General features: G+C 42.5%; 14 protein-coding genes. 6 read left to right on the plus strand and 8 right to left on the minus strand.

The annotated features are described in order from the left end of the window. The 3 genes from H6G32_RS13835 to H6G32_RS13845 form a co-directional block, all read left to right on the plus strand. A partial coding sequence (locus H6G32_RS13835; RefSeq protein ID WP_190459151.1) for a tyrosine-type recombinase/integrase occupies positions 1 to 1,068 on the plus strand: 1,068 nt, incomplete at its 5' end. Positions 1,069 to 1,113: 45 nt separating this feature from the next. Further along, positions 1,114 to 2,037 carry a 1-aminocyclopropane-1-carboxylate deaminase/D-cysteine desulfhydrase gene (locus H6G32_RS13840; RefSeq protein WP_190459152.1) on the plus strand — a complete coding sequence of 308 codons (924 nt, stop codon included), beginning with the start codon at positions 1,114 to 1,116 and terminating at the stop codon, positions 2,035 to 2,037. 112 nt (positions 2,038 to 2,149) lie between these two features. Then, positions 2,150 to 3,508: a cytochrome P450 gene (locus H6G32_RS13845; protein WP_190459155.1), complete on the plus strand. Its 1,359-nt coding sequence runs from the start codon at positions 2,150 to 2,152 to the stop codon at positions 3,506 to 3,508. Between the two features lie 14 nt (positions 3,509 to 3,522). On the opposite strand, the gene H6G32_RS13850 is transcribed toward H6G32_RS13845, so the two are convergent. Both H6G32_RS13850 and H6G32_RS13855 read right to left on the minus strand, forming a co-directional pair. Beyond that, the gene (locus H6G32_RS13850; protein WP_190459157.1) at positions 3,523 to 4,287 is read right to left on the minus strand and encodes a circadian clock KaiB family protein; all 765 of its coding nucleotides are present in this window, start codon (positions 4,285 to 4,287) and stop codon (positions 3,523 to 3,525) included. Positions 4,288 to 4,368: 81 nt separating this feature from the next. Further along, positions 4,369 to 5,634: a type IV pilus twitching motility protein PilT gene (locus H6G32_RS13855; RefSeq protein ID WP_190459160.1), complete on the minus strand. Its 1,266-nt coding sequence runs from the start codon at positions 5,632 to 5,634 to the stop codon at positions 4,369 to 4,371. A gap of 941 nt (positions 5,635 to 6,575) precedes the next feature. Between H6G32_RS13855 and H6G32_RS13860 the strand changes: the two genes are divergently transcribed. From H6G32_RS13860 to H6G32_RS13870, 3 genes are all read left to right on the plus strand, one after another. Then, positions 6,576 to 6,950: a hypothetical protein gene (locus tag H6G32_RS13860; RefSeq protein WP_190459162.1), complete on the plus strand. Its 375-nt coding sequence runs from the start codon at positions 6,576 to 6,578 to the stop codon at positions 6,948 to 6,950. 192 nt (positions 6,951 to 7,142) lie between these two features. Next, positions 7,143 to 8,258, plus strand: a complete 1,116-nt coding sequence (gene wecB, locus H6G32_RS13865; protein WP_190459164.1) for a non-hydrolyzing UDP-N-acetylglucosamine 2-epimerase — start codon at positions 7,143 to 7,145, stop codon at positions 8,256 to 8,258. Positions 8,259 to 8,944: 686 nt separating this feature from the next. After that, the gene (locus tag H6G32_RS13870; protein WP_190459166.1) at positions 8,945 to 9,685 is read left to right on the plus strand and encodes a hypothetical protein; all 741 of its coding nucleotides are present in this window, start codon (positions 8,945 to 8,947) and stop codon (positions 9,683 to 9,685) included. Positions 9,686 to 9,753: 68 nt separating this feature from the next. On the opposite strand, the gene glgA is transcribed toward H6G32_RS13870, so the two are convergent. The 6 genes from glgA to H6G32_RS13900 all read right to left on the minus strand — a co-directional run bounded on the left by glgA (position 9,754) and on the right by H6G32_RS13900 (position 15,872). Further along, positions 9,754 to 11,172, minus strand: coding sequence for a glycogen synthase GlgA (glgA, locus tag H6G32_RS13875; RefSeq protein ID WP_190459168.1), 1,419 nt, complete (start codon positions 11,170 to 11,172; stop codon positions 9,754 to 9,756). A gap of 139 nt (positions 11,173 to 11,311) precedes the next feature. Next, on the minus strand, positions 11,312 to 12,280 hold the full coding sequence (hemC, locus tag H6G32_RS13880; RefSeq protein ID WP_190459171.1) for a hydroxymethylbilane synthase: 969 nt from the start codon (positions 12,278 to 12,280) through the stop codon (positions 11,312 to 11,314). 135 nt (positions 12,281 to 12,415) lie between these two features. After that, positions 12,416 to 12,841: a lysozyme inhibitor LprI family protein gene (locus H6G32_RS13885; protein WP_190459173.1), complete on the minus strand. Its 426-nt coding sequence runs from the start codon at positions 12,839 to 12,841 to the stop codon at positions 12,416 to 12,418. Between the two features lie 587 nt (positions 12,842 to 13,428). Beyond that, positions 13,429 to 14,910, minus strand: a complete 1,482-nt coding sequence (locus H6G32_RS13890; protein WP_190459175.1) for a site-2 protease family protein — start codon at positions 14,908 to 14,910, stop codon at positions 13,429 to 13,431. A gap of 238 nt (positions 14,911 to 15,148) precedes the next feature. After that, a complete protein-coding gene (locus H6G32_RS27415) occupies positions 15,149 to 15,286 on the minus strand; it encodes a zinc ribbon domain-containing protein (RefSeq protein ID WP_190459177.1) in 138 nt (45 codons plus the stop codon). After that, positions 15,270 to 15,872, minus strand: coding sequence for an IS607 family transposase (locus H6G32_RS13900; protein ID WP_190459179.1), 603 nt, complete (start codon positions 15,870 to 15,872; stop codon positions 15,270 to 15,272). The genes H6G32_RS27415 and H6G32_RS13900 overlap by 17 nt, the downstream gene beginning before the upstream one ends. Positions 15,873 to 16,272: the final 400 nt, after the last annotated feature.

A 16,272-nucleotide genomic window follows, 5' to 3' on the forward strand; every position in this document is an offset into this window, starting at 1 on the left:
CAATTTTACCTAAATTCTGGGCTAAAAGATTCAGCCAAGAATAGAGCAATTGTAGATTCTCGCTGGGAGGAAATCCAGCGAGAAATTTCTTTAGGTATATTTGACCCCACCCTCGACCGCTACAGATTCGGGGTTAAACATTCAATTCCTCTAGAAATCAAAATTGAATACTCGCTTTCTGAAGTATGGGAGAAATTTTGTGAATTTCAGAAGCATCAAATTGAAAAAACTACGATACTGGGGAAATACCATGACATGGAAAGAAGGATTCTCAAATTCCCTTCTAATTCCCTAAATGATGCCCCAATAATAAGAGATTGGATTTTAGCTAATTACTCCAGATTTACGGCGTGGGATACCATCTCACACTTAATTAGATGCTGCGATTGGGCGGTAGAATCAAAGGTAATTATCATCAATCCATTTAAAAATCTCAATATACTCCGCCCTAAAAAGAAATCAACTGATAGCGATTACCGCGCTTATAACGCACAGCAAAGGGATTTGATTATCAGTGCTTTTGAGACTGATTCATTATTTGGTTACTACACACCCTTGATCAAATTTCTATTTTGGTGCGGGAGTCGACATGGCGAAGCTTTCGCTTTGCAGTGGAAGGATATATCAGCGGATTGCACCAAAATCAAAATTTATCAGTCGTGCAACAGTGAGGGAATTCTTAAGGGTACAAAGAATAGCAAGAAGAGATTATTCCCCTGTTCGCCTGGCTCAAAATTGAATTTACTGCTTTTGGATCTGAGGCAAAACTCCAGTGACGATGATTTAATTTTCAGATCCAAGACTGGAGAAAAGATGAATTCAATCATCTTAGGCGGCTGTTGGCGAATTTCCTCATGGGGCAGAGATGGAGTAGTCAGGCGATTAGAGAAGGAAGGACAAGTACCATATCTGCGACCTTACGGGACAAGACACACCTTTGCAACTTTAGCGATCGCCAGCGGTGTTAGCCCTGATAAAGTAGCTTATTGGCTGGGCGATGACGTCGCCACAGTTTTAAAGTTCTACTGCCACCCGGAAGTGGTAGCAGCTGATTGCCCCGATTTCTAAACTACTCATCTGCTGCTCAAAAAATAGCTGTAATTAGGGATTCAAATGTCGTCAATCTTTGTTCCACCTCCGATACAGCAAATCAACAGCGAAATTGCTCAACGTGCTGGTGTTGATTTGCAAGTACTACGCCTTGATTGTATGCACCCGTGGGTTAATGGCAATAAGTGGTTTAAGCTGAAGTATAACTTGCTGGAGGCAAAGCAGAAAAATTTCAGGACGCTGCTTACCTTCGGGGGTGCTTATTCTAATCATATCTTTGCTACTGCGGCGGCTGGTAATCTTTTTGGATTCCGTACCATTGGGGTGATTCGTGGGGAGGAGAGACTACCGCTAAATCCGACGTTGAGTTTCGCTCTACAGCAGGGGATGCAACTGGTGTATCTCCACCGAGAAATGTACCGCCAACGGCAGACAATGGCGCTAGAAGCAGAACTACGTCAGCGTTTTGGTGAGGTGTTTATTATTCCCGAAGGTGGCAGCAATCTGAACGGTGTGCGCGGCTCCATGGAAATAATTAGCCAAGTGGGGGTGTTTGATACTATATGTGTTGCCTGTGGTACAGGTACAACTCTCGCGGGGATTGCACTTTCACTTCACAAAGGGCAACGTGCGATCGCCTTTCCTGTGCTGAAAAATGGGCAGTTTCTCGCGGCAGAAGTTGATAGTCTGCTGACAAATTATCTGGCTTCTGGTCTACCTACACCCTTTGATTCTCCAGGATCTTGGCAACTGGTGTGTGATTATCACTTCGGCGGTTATGCCAAGGTGAATGATCAGTTATGGCAGTTTGCACAGCAGTTCACAAAAGATTACGCTATACCCCTAGATTATGTATATACCGCAAAGATGTTTTATGGAATAATGGATTTGTTACAGCAAGGATTTTTTCACAAAGGCGATCGCATCCTATTAATCCACACCGGCGGCTTACAGGGCAATGTTGGCATAGAGCAGCGACGAAAATAACCCTTTGAGGTGAAGCTATGCTTACGTAATCTAGCTGAGTTTAATTGATAACTATAGTTAAAAGATATCTGCACCAATTTACACAAGTTTTGCTTAAAAATGGTGAATTTATATGGCTACAGTATCTAATGGGAAGATTGCCCCAAATTATCCTCCAGGGCCAAAAGCTCACTGGTTATTGGGTACACTACCTGACTACGCCCGCGATCCCATAGACTTTATGAGTAGGTGCGCCAAAGAATACGGTGATGTTATTTACTGGAAAGGGCCATTTTTGTCATTTTATCAGCTTAATCACCCCGACAATATTGAAGAAGTGCTAGTTAAAAAGAGCAATCTCTTTGGCAAACATCCGAGTTTAGACATATTGCGGCGGATGTTTGGTAAGGGATTGCTGACCAGTGAGGGGGAATTTTGGCAGCGTCAACGGCGACTGATGCAACCTGCCTTTCATCGCGATCGCATTTTCTCTTATGGGGAGGTGATGGTTGACTACACCAATCGTCTGCTAACTAATTGGAGTGATGGACAAATTCTCGATATTCACGAAGAGATGATGCACCTCACCTTAGAAATTGTTGCCAAAACCTTATTTGGGGCTGAAGTGACAGACGTAGACAAGGTAGAAAGCATCATGCAGGTAAGCATGGAGTATTTTGATGCCCGCAATAATAACCTGTTATTGTTGCTGATTCCTGATTGGGTGCCACTACCTCACAACCTGCGGTTTCAAAAGGCAGCACAGCAGTTTGATGAAATTATCTATCCCATTATCCAGCAACGACGAGAAAGTGGTGAAGATCAAGGTGATTTGCTGTCGATGCTGTTGCAAATACAAGATGAAGAAGGCAATGGCATAAGTGACAAACAACTGCGGGATGAAGCAGTAACGCTATTTATTGCAGGTCATGAAACCACTGCTTTGACAATGTCTTGGGGTTTGTACTTATTATCCCAGCATCCAGAAATTGAGCAGAAATTGCACGCAGAACTACAAACAGTGTTGGGTGGTAGAACTCCAACTTTTGCTGATTTACCCCAGTTACCTTATACCGACAGGGTGATAATGGAAGTAATGCGGTTATATCCTCCTGTTTGGGCCATGGTTCGCACAGCTTTGCAGGACTGTGAAATTTCTGGTTATACCGTAGGTGCTGGCCAGAGTATTATGATCAGTCAGTGGGTAATGCACCGCGACCCCCGCTATTTTGAGCAGCCGGAAGTTTTCAACCCCGACCGCTGGGAAGGAGATTTGGCAAAACGGATACCACATTTTGCCTATTTTCCCTTTGGTGGTGGGTCAAGAATTTGCATTGGTCAATCCTTTACGAAAATGGAAGCGGTGCTGCTATTGGCGACTATTGTCCAGAAGTTTCGCTTAACTCTAGTACCAGATCAGGAAATAATACCCTGGCCTGGTTTTACCCTACGTCCTAAATATGGGGTGAAGATGTTACTCAACAAGCTGTAGTTGCTAATATCCGCTCAAATAATTTCTCTAATAACCTGTAAGAGTTTGTCTACATTATCTAAATTGCCAACAATGCGCCTAATCGGGTGAGGCCAAACCTTAACCAGGGTGGGAGTTGCTGAAACCTGATCGATTTCTGCTTGTTCTGGATGTGTTAAAACATCAATAACCTTTAACGTGTAAGGGTAACCAAGCGATCGCTCTAGAAGTTCATGCAAATTCTGGAGGATGCGTTCATTAGTCCCACTATGGCCAGCAACAAACAAGCGGAGAACATAGCCTTGAGTTGTGATTGGCGGTTTTTGGGCGGTGATCACTGGTTGGTGGTATTGCGATACTGGTTCAGAAAGGTCTAAGCAGACAATTAAGTCGTGGTCTTCCCAAAGTTGCGGGAATGAAGAACGATAAGTTGCCAACACCATGCGATCGCACAATCCCTCTTGCCAAGGGGCTGCTTGCCATACTAGCTCCCCCGTACCAAAAATCGCATTCAGCACAGCCTGATGGCGGATAACTGCCGGATAAGCTTCCGCAAAGGTTCGCACTTGTTCAGTCCGCGGATCTAACCAGTGGTCAATAGTTGCCGTATAGCAAGGCACTAAAAAATGCGGCGGCTCCGATAAATCAAGGATTTCCTGCAAAGCACTACACAAATGTGAATGCCACCGGCCTTGCTTACTAGAGTCAATGCAGTAAATTAAATCCCCACCAGGTGTAAACAGGGCAATACCTTTAAACAACTGGGGTCTAGATAGTTTGTCTGTGGTTAACTTAGTCATTTGATAACTGCATCTACCCCCACGGCTAGAAGCCGTGGGATTCTTTCATCATAAAGAGTCCAATGAGCTTGTCGTCTGCTACTAAACTCGACCTCGGAGAAATTGCGCCATTTCATTAGGAGTTGGTGACATTTCCAAGGCAGTTTCTTCAGTAATACGACCTTCTTGGTAAAGATTAAGCAGCGACTGATTCATCGTAATCATACCGTCAAAGCCGGCTTGCTTCATTAACTCGCTAATTTCATCATACTTACCGTCTTTGATCCATTCTTTGATCGCCTCTGTATTAATCAAGATATCGTGAAAAGCTGCCCGCTTGCCATCCGTTGTGCGGCACAAACCTTGAGCAACTATGGCTACTAAAGATTCAGAAATTGCTACCCTCATTGCATCCTGTTCTTCACCTGCATACAGATTGAGAATCCGCTCAATAGTTTTCACAGCGCTATTGGTGTGCAGGGTTCCCATCACCAAGTGACCAGTCTGAGCCGCTTTCAGAGCCGTATTCACCGTTTCTTTATCCCGCATTTCCCCCACCAGAATCAAATCTGGATCTTCCCGTAAAGCTGCTTTTAAGGCGTTGTCAAACTTCCGGGTGTGCATTCCCACTTCCCGCTGCTTAACTAAAGACTTGCGGCTTTGGTGGACAAATTCAATTGGATCTTCAATGGTGATGATGTGCTTGGCCATCTCTCTGTTAATATAGTCAACCATCGCCGCCATTGTCGTAGATTTACCAGAACCAGTTGGCCCAGTCACTAAAATAAATCCTTTGTGGTAATGGCAAATATCCCGCAAAATTGGCGGTAATCTCAACTGCTCCATAGACAATATTTTCAGCGGAATCAACCGCAACACCATTGAATAGCCTTTGAGGGAGTCAAAAACATTAATCCGCACACGGGCAAATTCGTACTGAGTTGCACCATCAAATTCTAGGGTTTCTTCAAACCGCTGAATTTCCCCCTCGCTCATTACCTCCCGCAACCAATTGATAAAAGATTCTTTATCGGTTTCGGGATAATCTGTGATTTCGATTTCTCCTCGGTTGCGGAAGCGGGGAACCTCACCAACACCCAAGTGAAGATCAGAAAACCCATGATCAAAAGCTTCTTTGATCAGCTGGGCTAAACTTAGTCCTGAATCTTTATTTTTGACACTAGCTGGACTAGAAATCATCGGCGGTGGAGTCCCCGGACGATGTGTCGCAGTAGCTGCAGCAACACCAGGGGAATGGCTACTCCGATCAATCGACATATCCAATGTTTGCGTAGCTTGGCGCTGGGTAGTGAAGGCTGGCGGTGGTGGCGGTATGGGTGGTAGATTACGAGACTGCGATTCTGTCATATATCTTTACCTTTAGCAGGCAGAAAGTTGAATCAACAAAAAATTATTGGTGGCTTGAGGCCAATACTGGACTAGGCATCTGGGTTTCATTAAAGTTATCCTTTCAGTGGCGGTTCCTGAGCGAAAATCTATTCGTTAGATGGGTAGACTCGGTGCGTAGCGCGGCATCACCCAACATTTTGTGTGAAAACAAGATTATATAAGCCGCCTTCGGTGCGTTGGAACCGCCAATTTTGTCCAGGTTTTTCCCAAGGGGAACAAAGGGATTTAATGCCAGAATTTTGGATTGTTGATTTTAGATTTCCTTTCAATCTCAAATCTAAAATCTAAAATTCGCTTAATTTCGGTTCATCCACCTCCACTTGTATCTTTTGTTTTTTTTTATTCCACTATCTATCAGTTCTATAGAAATTATTTCACAGATATAAACTTGTTTAACACAGTCAATCCCTAAATAGTCTTCTGTAAAAATACGTATAAATGCCAGTATTTATCAAAACAGTATATTTAAATGTTGAATATCTTTAAATGTTAAATGAGAAATTTTTCTTCAGGACAAATCCAATTTGCTGGCTATTAACAGCACAATTAGCAGCAGATAATTTTTTCAGCCTGATCGGAGAATTATGAGAAACATTACCAATTTATATAAGAAATGTTAAGCAATCTGCTGACAAAGCTCCAGGGATCAACTATGGAACTAATGACATAAAGGTTCTATGCCTGAAGACAGATGCCAGGAAGAGCCTTGATACTTGAACGTGAACTTGACTTTAAATCCATAATTGCGAAATATTAACTGTAAAGTTTAGTAAAAAAATGCTCATTTTATCAATGGGTTTCTATATACTGAAGTTTCATTGAATCAATTCAGTTTGCTCGCCACAAGCGAGAAATAACTGAAAATAAATAAACCTTGCTGTGTATTGGGAGGAAAAGTCATGGTTTCTGCTCAAAGCTCTAATCTAGGAAAGACCTACTCCTTGTTGTTGATTAAAAGCTTTTTGATCTGGACTTTCACATTGGCAGTGTGCTTGTTGGTTGTTGGATTCCCGTTAGTTGTATTGATGGCGACGGTCGGATGTTTGTTGTCGATAGTGCTGCAATCTGTAATGCCTGTTAGTGCAGTTTTGCTTGTAGCCGGCGGTCTAATCATGTTTAATGTTATGGCCGTGTTGATTGCTGCTGGTGTGCTAACTCTTAAAGGTATTCATCCTAAAGAAGTCAGATGGTTAAGCTGGCTACATGGAGAAACAGAGCAAATGCAGACTACTGTTTATGCTGCTTGTCCTTTAACTTGTGAGACAAAATTTTAGTTATCGTTACGGAATTCGACAAACAGTGCATCTGCCCGGTTCAGCCGGGTTTTTTAATGTCGATTTTTATTTTGTTAAAGCAATAAGGGTTTAAAGAAGGAAAATTATTTATCTTGCATTGTGAACTATAATTCATTGCGTCTCAGTCTAATGACTATTGACTAATGACCAATGACTAATGACTATTGACTAATGACTCATCAACAGCGAGTTTGCATTATCTTGGGTACTCGTCCGGAAGCAATTAAACTAGCGCCGGTGATTCAAGTCTTTCAAGGTTCCCCGGACTTGGAGTTGCAAGTAATATTGACAGGACAGCATCGCGAGATGGTTGAGCAAGTAATGCAACTATTTCATCTTAAAGCAGATCGGAACCTGGAGATTATGCAGCCTCAGCAGTCTCTTAATGATATTACCTGCCGCAGCTTAAGAGGGTTGGAAGCATTATTCCAGGAGAACAAGCCAGATTTAGTTCTAGTACAGGGAGATACTACCACCGCTTTTGCCGCAGCTTTGGCAGCATTTTACCAAAAAATCCCTGTGGGTCATGTAGAAGCTGGCTTAAGAACTGATGATTTATTTAATCCTTACCCAGAAGAGGCTAATCGGCGGTTAATTTCTCAAATCACCCAGTTACATTTTGCCCCAACTCCGTGGGCGGCGGAAAATTTGCACCGTTGTGGGGTTTTGGGGGAAATTCACTTAACGGGTAATACGGTGATTGATGCGCTGTTGAATGTGGCTGCAACTCAGCCAGCCTGTGATATACCAGGCTTAAACTGGGATAAATATCGTGTTCTTTTAGCCACAGTTCATCGACGGGAGAATTGGGGAGAACCGCTGCAAGCGATCGCCCAAGGGTTTTTGCAGATTTTAGACAAGTTTCCTGATACTGCTTTGTTATTGCCATTACACCGCAATCCGACGGTGAGAGAACCATTACAGCAGCTTTTGGGCAATCATCCCCGCATCTTTTTGACAGAACCATTAGATTATGGTGAATTAGTCGGGGCGATCGCGCGATCGCATCTTTTGTTAACTGACTCCGGGGGCTTGCAAGAAGAAGCACCCAGTCTCGGTAAACCCGTATTAGTTCTCAGAGACACCACCGAAAGGCCAGAAGCAGTTACCGCAGGTACCGCTAAACTTGTGGGAACTACGAGTGAGAAAATTTTTGCAGCCGCTAGTGAATTACTCAGTGACCAAAATGCATACATAGCAATGGCAAACGCCATTAATCCCTTTGGTGATGGTCATGCAGCAGAACGCATATTGCAAATTGTGCATAATTACTTACGGCTAAACTAAGGAAAATCATCGTGGTGTGATTTCCAAAAATATGCAATTAAAACCGGAAGTAAATCCGGTTTTTTATTCTATAGATACTTAAAATATCTAGCGACTTAAATAAAAACGAACAAAAATCAATTTAATCTTCTCCTGTCTTGATGAGGTTGAGATCAAAGATATTCTTGTTTTGCTGTATTAAAGTACACTATTTTTTTAAATTGCCTCGAAGGTCTAGTGTTCTTGAGTTTGCTTGCTAATGCCATTAACGCTTTAAAGGTGCAGGCATTGCGAGAAGCTTCTCCTATCTCCTATCAATGAACCGTAAATTTACATATCTACGGTAATATTACTTAATAATCTTAGTTAAGTATATTTATTTAGCTTCAGCCAAAAATAAATACAAGAAATAGGGTTTTCTCGGCTGTTTCAACTAAATATTTATACTAAATTCAAATTATGTTTACATAGTTAATCGCATAATTCACCACACCCACACATTTATTTGTCAATAATCAATAAATCTGATGGTGGTGATTTTAGATTGTTTTACATCTGAGAAACCAAAGTGCTGCTTGATTATCAGGTTGCATTTTTCATGCAAGTATAGATAAATCAAATCTGATGTGCCGTGAAAAGTGTGTTATCAATCTTTCAATTTCTGTAGCTTTGCTTGCTAAAAACCATTAACAGAGGTAGATTATACCATGCAAGAAGTACTGGTGTACATTGAGAATAAAAAGCAAGAATTTGCTCAATTACCTTTATTTGATTTCATGCAAGACCAAACCATAAACCCAAGGCAAAGGTTGTCTTTTGCTCCTTGTATGGCTCATTATATAATGAGTTTTGGCGACTTGAATAAATATGTTTTTCGAGCAAATGAATCAACTGATGTACTTCAGATGATTATCAATAAGCACACCATTGAAGATAGTAAGCATTGGCCATGGTTTCTAATAGACCTAGAACAACTGGGATTTAACCCAAACTGGAATTTCACTCAGTCGTTGAGGTTTATTTGGAGTGAAGAAACCAAAATTACCCGTCAGATAGCTTATCAAGTTGCTGCATATACTTTACAAGCAGATCCGGTAATTAAACTAGCAGCAATCGAGGCATTAGAAGCAATGGGGCACGTTTTCTTGCTGGAAACAGCATCGATAGTTTGCGAACTACAAGCAATAACTAAAAAACAATACATATATTTTGGTGACACACATTTAAAAGTTGAAACTGGACATACTATAACTTCACAGGAGGAAGAAACATTCCTCACAGAGATATCACTGACAGCATCACAGCGTCAACAAGCTTTGGATGTAGTGACTAAAATCTTTAAAATTTTCTCAGAGTGGACGAATGAGCTTTTAGACTATGCACAGAAACACCCTTTAGAAGCAGCAGTCAACCAAGAGGCTGAAGGTGAACTGATGCTATTGAAATAATTTTTAACATATTGCTCATAGCTAATGGCTAATGTATCTAAGCCATTAGCTATTTTCTTAGCCGATTACTATTTCAAGACCAACTCCGGCTGTTCCACAGATTCCTCTTCTTCTGGTAGTCCCAAAAGTGACCTGTACAGCTTCACATACTGTTTAGCAGATTGATACCAACTGAAATCCTGGTTCATACCACGTTTTTGTAACTCTTGCCATTGGGGTTTGAAACGGAAGCCTTCCCAAGCCCGAATCATACTGGTGAACAAGTCTAGGGGTTCATAGCGGTCAAAGCAATAACCAGTACCGAATTCGTTAACCGGGTCGTAGTGGGTTACAGTATCCACTAATCCGCCTGTACGCCGCACAATGGGTACAGAACCGTAACGCAAAGCCATCATTTGGCTGATCCCGCAGGGTTCAAACCGGCTAGGCATCAAGAAGGCGTCAGTACCAGCATAGATGCGACGAGAAAGGGCATCGTTATACAGTAGATAAGTGGCCATGCGTCCAGGATAGCGGGATGCCATCTGCCACATTTGGCTTTCATAGTAGCGATCGCCTGTTCCTAGCAGTACAATCTGTGCATCTGTATAAGCTAAGAAGCGATCCAGGATTTGTAAGATCAAATCAATACCCTTTTGTTCTACTAACCGGGTGACAATCCCAATTAAAAAGGCATTGCGGTTCACCTCTAACCCCACTTCTTCTTGCAGAGCAATCTTGTTAGCTTTCCGTTGATCTAAGGTATCCGCTGTGAAGGTTTGGGTGATGTATTTATCCTTTTCAGGGTTATAAACCTCAGTATCTATCCCGTTGATAATCCCAGATAACTTACCACTAATGAAAGACAGCAAACCTTCTAGGGTTTCACCATAAGTAGGTGTCTTGATTTGCTCGGCATAAGTCGGGGAAACTGTATTCACCCTGTCGGCAAATTGCACCGCTGCGGCCATGGTGTTGTGTCCTTGCATATACCAAGGGCACCAAGTAATTTTCTCCAAATACCAACGCCACGGACCTTGATAAGCCAAGTTATGAATGGTAAACACGCTGGTGATATCTGGATCTTGATGCATCCACACCGGAATCATCCCTGTATGCCAATCGTGACAGTGGACAATTTCCGGCTTCCAGTAATTCCAGCAAAACTCAGCTGCACCATTAGAAAACAAGGTGAACCGCCAATCTTCATCTTCTCCAGAATAAATGCGACGGGGCAGAAAGGCGGGATGTCCAAACAAGTACAAGGGAACATCTGTACCAGGCAGAACGCTTTCGTAAACTGCAAAGTCTTGGAACATGGCATATCCCCGCCAAATAGGCTCTTTGGGAATCTCCATTTTGTCGGGCAGGAAGCCGTAATAAGGCAGGAATATTCGGACATCATGCCCCATTGCTCTCAGGAATTTGGGCAATGCTCCGACAACATCACCCATTCCCCCAACTTTCGCAACCGGAGCTGCCTCTGCTGCAACAAATAGAATCCGCATGGTAGTTTCTGTTTCCCCAGTTCTGCCGATATTGTTAATGTCACCTCTGGATGCCGGTAAACGCAATTAGTCGCGTCTGGCAAGCCTTTTGGGCAACGGTAATCATTTATGATCTAATCACATCTCGTTGCCCAATAGGTTAGGAACCACGCTGAACCTCAGTAAATATTTGCTCTAAAATTTCCGTTGCTCCCTGTTGGCGCAAGATATTTGCTAGTTCTGCCCCTATGGCTTCAGCATCCTTGGCAGCACCAGTGATGGTATCTTTGACCAGCTTTTGACCATCTACACTGGCGACTAGCCCCGTTAGTGTTAATTTGTTCTCAACAATTTCTGTATTAACACCAATGGGTACTTGACAACCGCCTTCTAGTATGCGTAGAAAAGACCTTTCAGCCAGACAGCGATCGCGTGTTTCGGGATGTTCTATTGCTTTCAAGAGGGTGATCAGTTCCGTGTCATCAGCACGGCATTCTATCCCCAGCGCACCTTGGCCGACGGCGTGGAGAGAAATTTCTTTGGGAATAACTTGATGGATGCGATCGCTCATTTCCAATCTTTCTAAACCAGCTACCGCCAGAATTAAAGCATCATACTCACCCGCATCCAGTTTAGCCATGCGTGTAATCAAGTTTCCCCGCACATCTTTAAAATTAAAGTGAGGGAAGTGGTGGCGTAACTGCGCTAGTCGTCGCAGAGAAGATGTGCCAATCACCACGCCGGCTGGTAGAGTATCGATTTGCTGACCTTTGTGTTTTACGTGCAGCACCAAGGCATCCGCTGGGTTTTCCCGTTCGGTAATTGCTGCCAATGTTAACCCAACAGGTAAGTTAGTCGGCAGATCCTTCAGGGAATGAACCGCAAAATCAATCTCCTGATTGAGCATTCCCACTTCGAGTTCTTTGGTAAATAGTCCTTTATCACCAATTTTGGCTAATGCTACATCCAGGATTTTGTCGCCTTGAGTAGACATGGTGTGGACTTCAAAAGTAATATCAGGAAAGCTTTTCTGGAGTTGCGCTTGCACCCAGTATGTCTGAACTAGAGCTAGTTGGCTTTTACGTGAACCAATACGAATAGTGCGAGGAGGGCTGGAAACTGAAGTCATAAAACAATATGTCAAACCAGGCGATAAATTCACTCTGATCTAGACTACCGCAGTGGGTGACTTACCGGATTGTATGCAAGTAATTGACATTAAGTTTATTCTGACTTCAGTTACATTTCTTTACATATTTTCAAATTACTTTAGTGTTTCTTGAAGATATTCCTGTAATTGTTGGGTACGCTGTTTTGTAACCTGTTCTAGGCAACCAGCGTAAACGGCAGGAGCCAGGGTTCCCCCTTCATATTGGCTGCCGACAAACTCGCAATTGGCATCCCGAAATTTCAGCCATAGTTGCTGTGCAGTAATTAATTTTTGTCTTCTAGAACCTGACAACTTTGGTAGGAGTTGTTTGTAAACCTGATTCAATTTTTTATCAGCATTCTTATAGGACAAGTCAGCACATTGAGTGATTTCTCTTTGAGTTTGAGCATTGTTACAATTTAGCCGTTGAGCTAGGCGTGTTTCTGCCTGTTTGGGCGTTGTATTTGCCATTGTCACAGCAGGCATACTCAAGCTACTGAGGGTGAGAATGGTGATTAAGGCGGGTACTAACTGACGCATGGGGGTTTTCTCATAATATGTATAGGCAAAAAGTAAGCATAGGCCTAGCCTGGGGTTTCATTAAAGTTATCCAAAATCTATTCATTAGATGGGTAAATTCGGTGCTTTTTCGCGGCATCACCCAATATATTCTTAGGACTTACTTTCTTTTACAAATTTACCGTCTTTTCAGGTTTTTTTGATGCGTCTCTTTACCCATCCTGTAGGGTGCTGCCCAGCACGAATCATGATTTTTAACGACACAAACCATACCCCATATTTGCTATTTTCTGTCCGTTAAGTCCTAATTCTGTGAAAACGAGATGCTCATCTTCCTGTGCCAGATGTCAGGAATCAAATTTTTGCACTTTGAATTTTCATAGGACTAAAGCTGCGTGTCACACTCAATGTAAGGTTGTAGGGTGCGTCAGATATCGAAAATCTGTTGATTGTTACCAAATTATCGAGTCTGACGCACCCTATAAAGCCATGTCAGTAGGGTGCGTCAGATATCGAAAATCTGTTGATTGTTACCAAATTATCGAGTCTGACGCACCCTACAAAGCCATGTCAGTTGCGTAAGTCCTATTTTAACTAAAGCGCAGTGACTAACTCCCGATTCCTAAACGCCCTGCTAAAGCCGGTGTCAAAGGTAACAGGGTGGTAATCATTAAGAATAGCGCCAAAAGACCCAAAGCAGCTCTGGCATCATCTGGTTCAGTGATTTCATTCAAGCTAGGGCGTTCTTGATCCCGTTGTAATAACAGAATGACGATCAGCCAGTACATAGCTAGGGGATTAGCTAGAGAGACAATCCCCAGCAAAACTAAAGTGGCAATGGTCGCCCTTCTTGCGGTTTGGCGTCCATAAATTGCTTGCACAATGCGCCCACCATCTAGTTGTCCTGCGGGCATTAAATTTAAAGCTGTGATGATCAATCCTAGCCAACCAAGCACCACCAAGGGATGGATACTCACCACAGAAGATTGCAAAGCAGAACCTAAGACCACCCGCGCCAAGCTACCTACCAAAATTGAGCCTTGGAAAAACTGATTTGGCAATTGAAATAAACTGCCAGGATGGGAAAGTAGCAAGCCAGTGATCAGCATTAACAAAGAAACAATCCCACCAGCAGCTGGGCCTGCTAAGGCAATATCAAATAGTGCCTTGCGGTTGGGCAATAAAGACTCAAACCGGGTAATTGCACCAAAGGAGCCAATTTGCACAGCTGGTAGAAAGAAAGGCCAACTGAGGCGGACTTGGTGACTCCGTGCCAGTAACCAATGACCGATTTCGTGTGCAACTAAAATCGCAAATATTCCACTACCTAGGGGCAAAGCTTCTTGAAACCGCTGGGGGGTGGCAAATAAATCAAAATTTTGCAGTAACCCGGCAGCTTCTAGACTAGTGGCGATGGTTGCTACCAATAGGAGTACCGCAAAAACTTTTTGCGGTAACTGCATTGGCCGGGGGTCAGTGCGACTGGGGAGGATAATCACCACAGGTTTAGCATCTGTATTTTCCACTAAAAACAGGCGATATTTATTACCTAGCCGTTCCTGTAAAGACTTAGTCAGTCGGTTGTGAACTGCTTCTGATTCTCCCCGCAGATTGCCTTTGAAAACCACTCCTTCTTGGTAGGCGATCGTTTCTGTGGCAAAAAACGTATCAATACCGAAAATACCTCTAATTGCACTCAAGTCCTCTTCTGGTATTGCCAGTACATCGAGTTTTAGTTCGGCGATTACTGGTGAAGCTTGGGACTTTTGTGTGGCATCAGCGGTAAGCCTGTCTGTAGCCCGTTGTCTGAGTATGGCGTCTTGCCCCTCTGAACGTAATTTTCTGCCCAAGAAGATGTACAGTCCCGCTGAAACCACCACCAAGAACAATATACCCACGATACTGATATAGATTCCGGCGGCAAACAATCCAAAAAACAGCAGCCAGGGAGCCATCAATACTACCGACTGTAACCAGGCTAATATTCCCAGTTTACCAAAAGGTCTGGCGCGATAAAAGCCCCAACCCAAAATGCCCAAAGCTACCAGCAAGATTGTTGCAATGATAGTAGTTTCTGATAAAGTAAACATCTCCAAACCTTTGCTATTGACACCGAGCTAGTAAGAGTTCGGTTTTGCCGCTACATTAATTAATGTATAACGTTGCCTGTCGTCTGCCCAACTTATAAGAATCCGTTATGTAAAACTTATCCAAATCTAACCATCTAGACTAATTAGCTCAGATAACTTGTCTCTTAAGGTTTTTGGTGTTTACTTCCTGCTTCACTCTGGTAGTGTCGGCACTCACCAGTCGACAGGCTAACATCGTCTAACTGACGACTTTGGACAAATTGATAGCCGCGTTTAAATCGCACTCAATTGTGAATCCACAAGAGTCACACTTAAACTCTCTTTCACTTCGCTGTTTGTTGTTCAGCTTGATTTCGGTTTTAAATCCTAGTAGCAACTGCTCTAAGCTCCTCTACAATCTTTTTATTCTTATGACTTCTCGAACCGTAAAGCCTGGCTGAAAATATTGTTATTATTTCTAAGACATCTTGAGCTAAATCTTCTTCCAAACTACTATCTTCGGTTCTATTAATAATTACTACTTCGGTACCAAAATGTTCGCACAAACTAAAAATTAGTTCACTCCCAAATCTGAGTAATCTGTCTTTATGAGTTATAACTAATCTTTCTATTTTGTTATCCACAATTAAACGAATTAATCGCTTCAAACCTTTTTTACTATAGTTAAGACCAGAACCTAAGTCTTCTATAATCTCAAATTGCCAACCATTCTGAGAGCAAAATAGTTCTACTACTTCTTTTTGTCTTTCTAAATCTTGCTTTTGGTCATGGCTAGATACTCTACAGTATCCAACTGTATAAGAAAGTTCAGATTTAACACCTAGGAGTTGTGATAAATCATAACGCCTATGCCCGCTAGCAGTACGCTCAGGAATTAACTTACCTTCAGACTCCCACCTTCTGAGTGTTGAGGCACTTACACCTTTTATTTTTGCCGCTTCTGATATAGATAACTTACTCATACACCTATTATAACTTATAATTTGAGTAAGTATGAGAAATATTAGGTAATTATTTTAATTCAGCACTAGACTCCAGAGAGCAAGCTGTGTGTCGTTAGACCAGGTATGAAAGCTGTCAGGGGAATTTATCTCTTATTCTAGTTTTTCAGGGAAAATCTGCCACTTAAAACCATTTACCGCAGTTTAGGTGCAAAAGCTTGACAAAGGCGCTGTTTTATAGCTATGCTCTAGTTATTATGAAAATATTTGCATTCATACTATAAGAAATTAATTACAAATATCCTCCTTGCACAACGGAGTGATAATCACCCAACGCCAAGGCGCAAAAACGCAAGGTTTTTCTAAACGTTCTTGCGTTTTGGCGTTAGCAGCAAAGAGAGAAGGGGACTTGAAGTCACGG

Origin of the sequence: Cylindrospermum sp. FACHB-282 (assembly GCF_014697195.1) — a bacterium.
Lineage (GTDB): Bacteria > Cyanobacteriota > Cyanobacteriia > Cyanobacteriales > Nostocaceae > Cylindrospermum.

Coding starts and splice junctions, on each gene's coding strand:
- H6G32_RS13840 (WP_190459152.1), top strand. CDS start 1,114: ATGTCGTCAATCTTTGTTCCACCTCCGATACAGCAAATCAACAGCGAA.
- H6G32_RS13845 (WP_190459155.1), top strand. CDS start 2,150: ATGGCTACAGTATCTAATGGGAAGATTGCCCCAAATTATCCTCCAGGG.
- H6G32_RS13850 (WP_190459157.1), bottom strand. CDS start 4,287: ATGACTAAGTTAACCACAGACAAACTATCTAGACCCCAGTTGTTTAAA.
- H6G32_RS13855 (WP_190459160.1), bottom strand. CDS start 5,634: ATGACAGAATCGCAGTCTCGTAATCTACCACCCATACCGCCACCACCG.
- H6G32_RS13860 (WP_190459162.1), top strand. CDS start 6,576: ATGGTTTCTGCTCAAAGCTCTAATCTAGGAAAGACCTACTCCTTGTTG.
- wecB (WP_190459164.1), top strand. CDS start 7,143: ATGACTCATCAACAGCGAGTTTGCATTATCTTGGGTACTCGTCCGGAA.
- H6G32_RS13870 (WP_190459166.1), top strand. CDS start 8,945: ATGCAAGAAGTACTGGTGTACATTGAGAATAAAAAGCAAGAATTTGCT.
- glgA (WP_190459168.1), bottom strand. CDS start 11,172: ATGCGGATTCTATTTGTTGCAGCAGAGGCAGCTCCGGTTGCGAAAGTT.
- hemC (WP_190459171.1), bottom strand. CDS start 12,280: ATGACTTCAGTTTCCAGCCCTCCTCGCACTATTCGTATTGGTTCACGT.
- H6G32_RS13885 (WP_190459173.1), bottom strand. CDS start 12,841: ATGCGTCAGTTAGTACCCGCCTTAATCACCATTCTCACCCTCAGTAGC.
- H6G32_RS13890 (WP_190459175.1), bottom strand. CDS start 14,910: ATGTTTACTTTATCAGAAACTACTATCATTGCAACAATCTTGCTGGTA.
- H6G32_RS13900 (WP_190459179.1), bottom strand. CDS start 15,872: ATGAGTAAGTTATCTATATCAGAAGCGGCAAAAATAAAAGGTGTAAGT.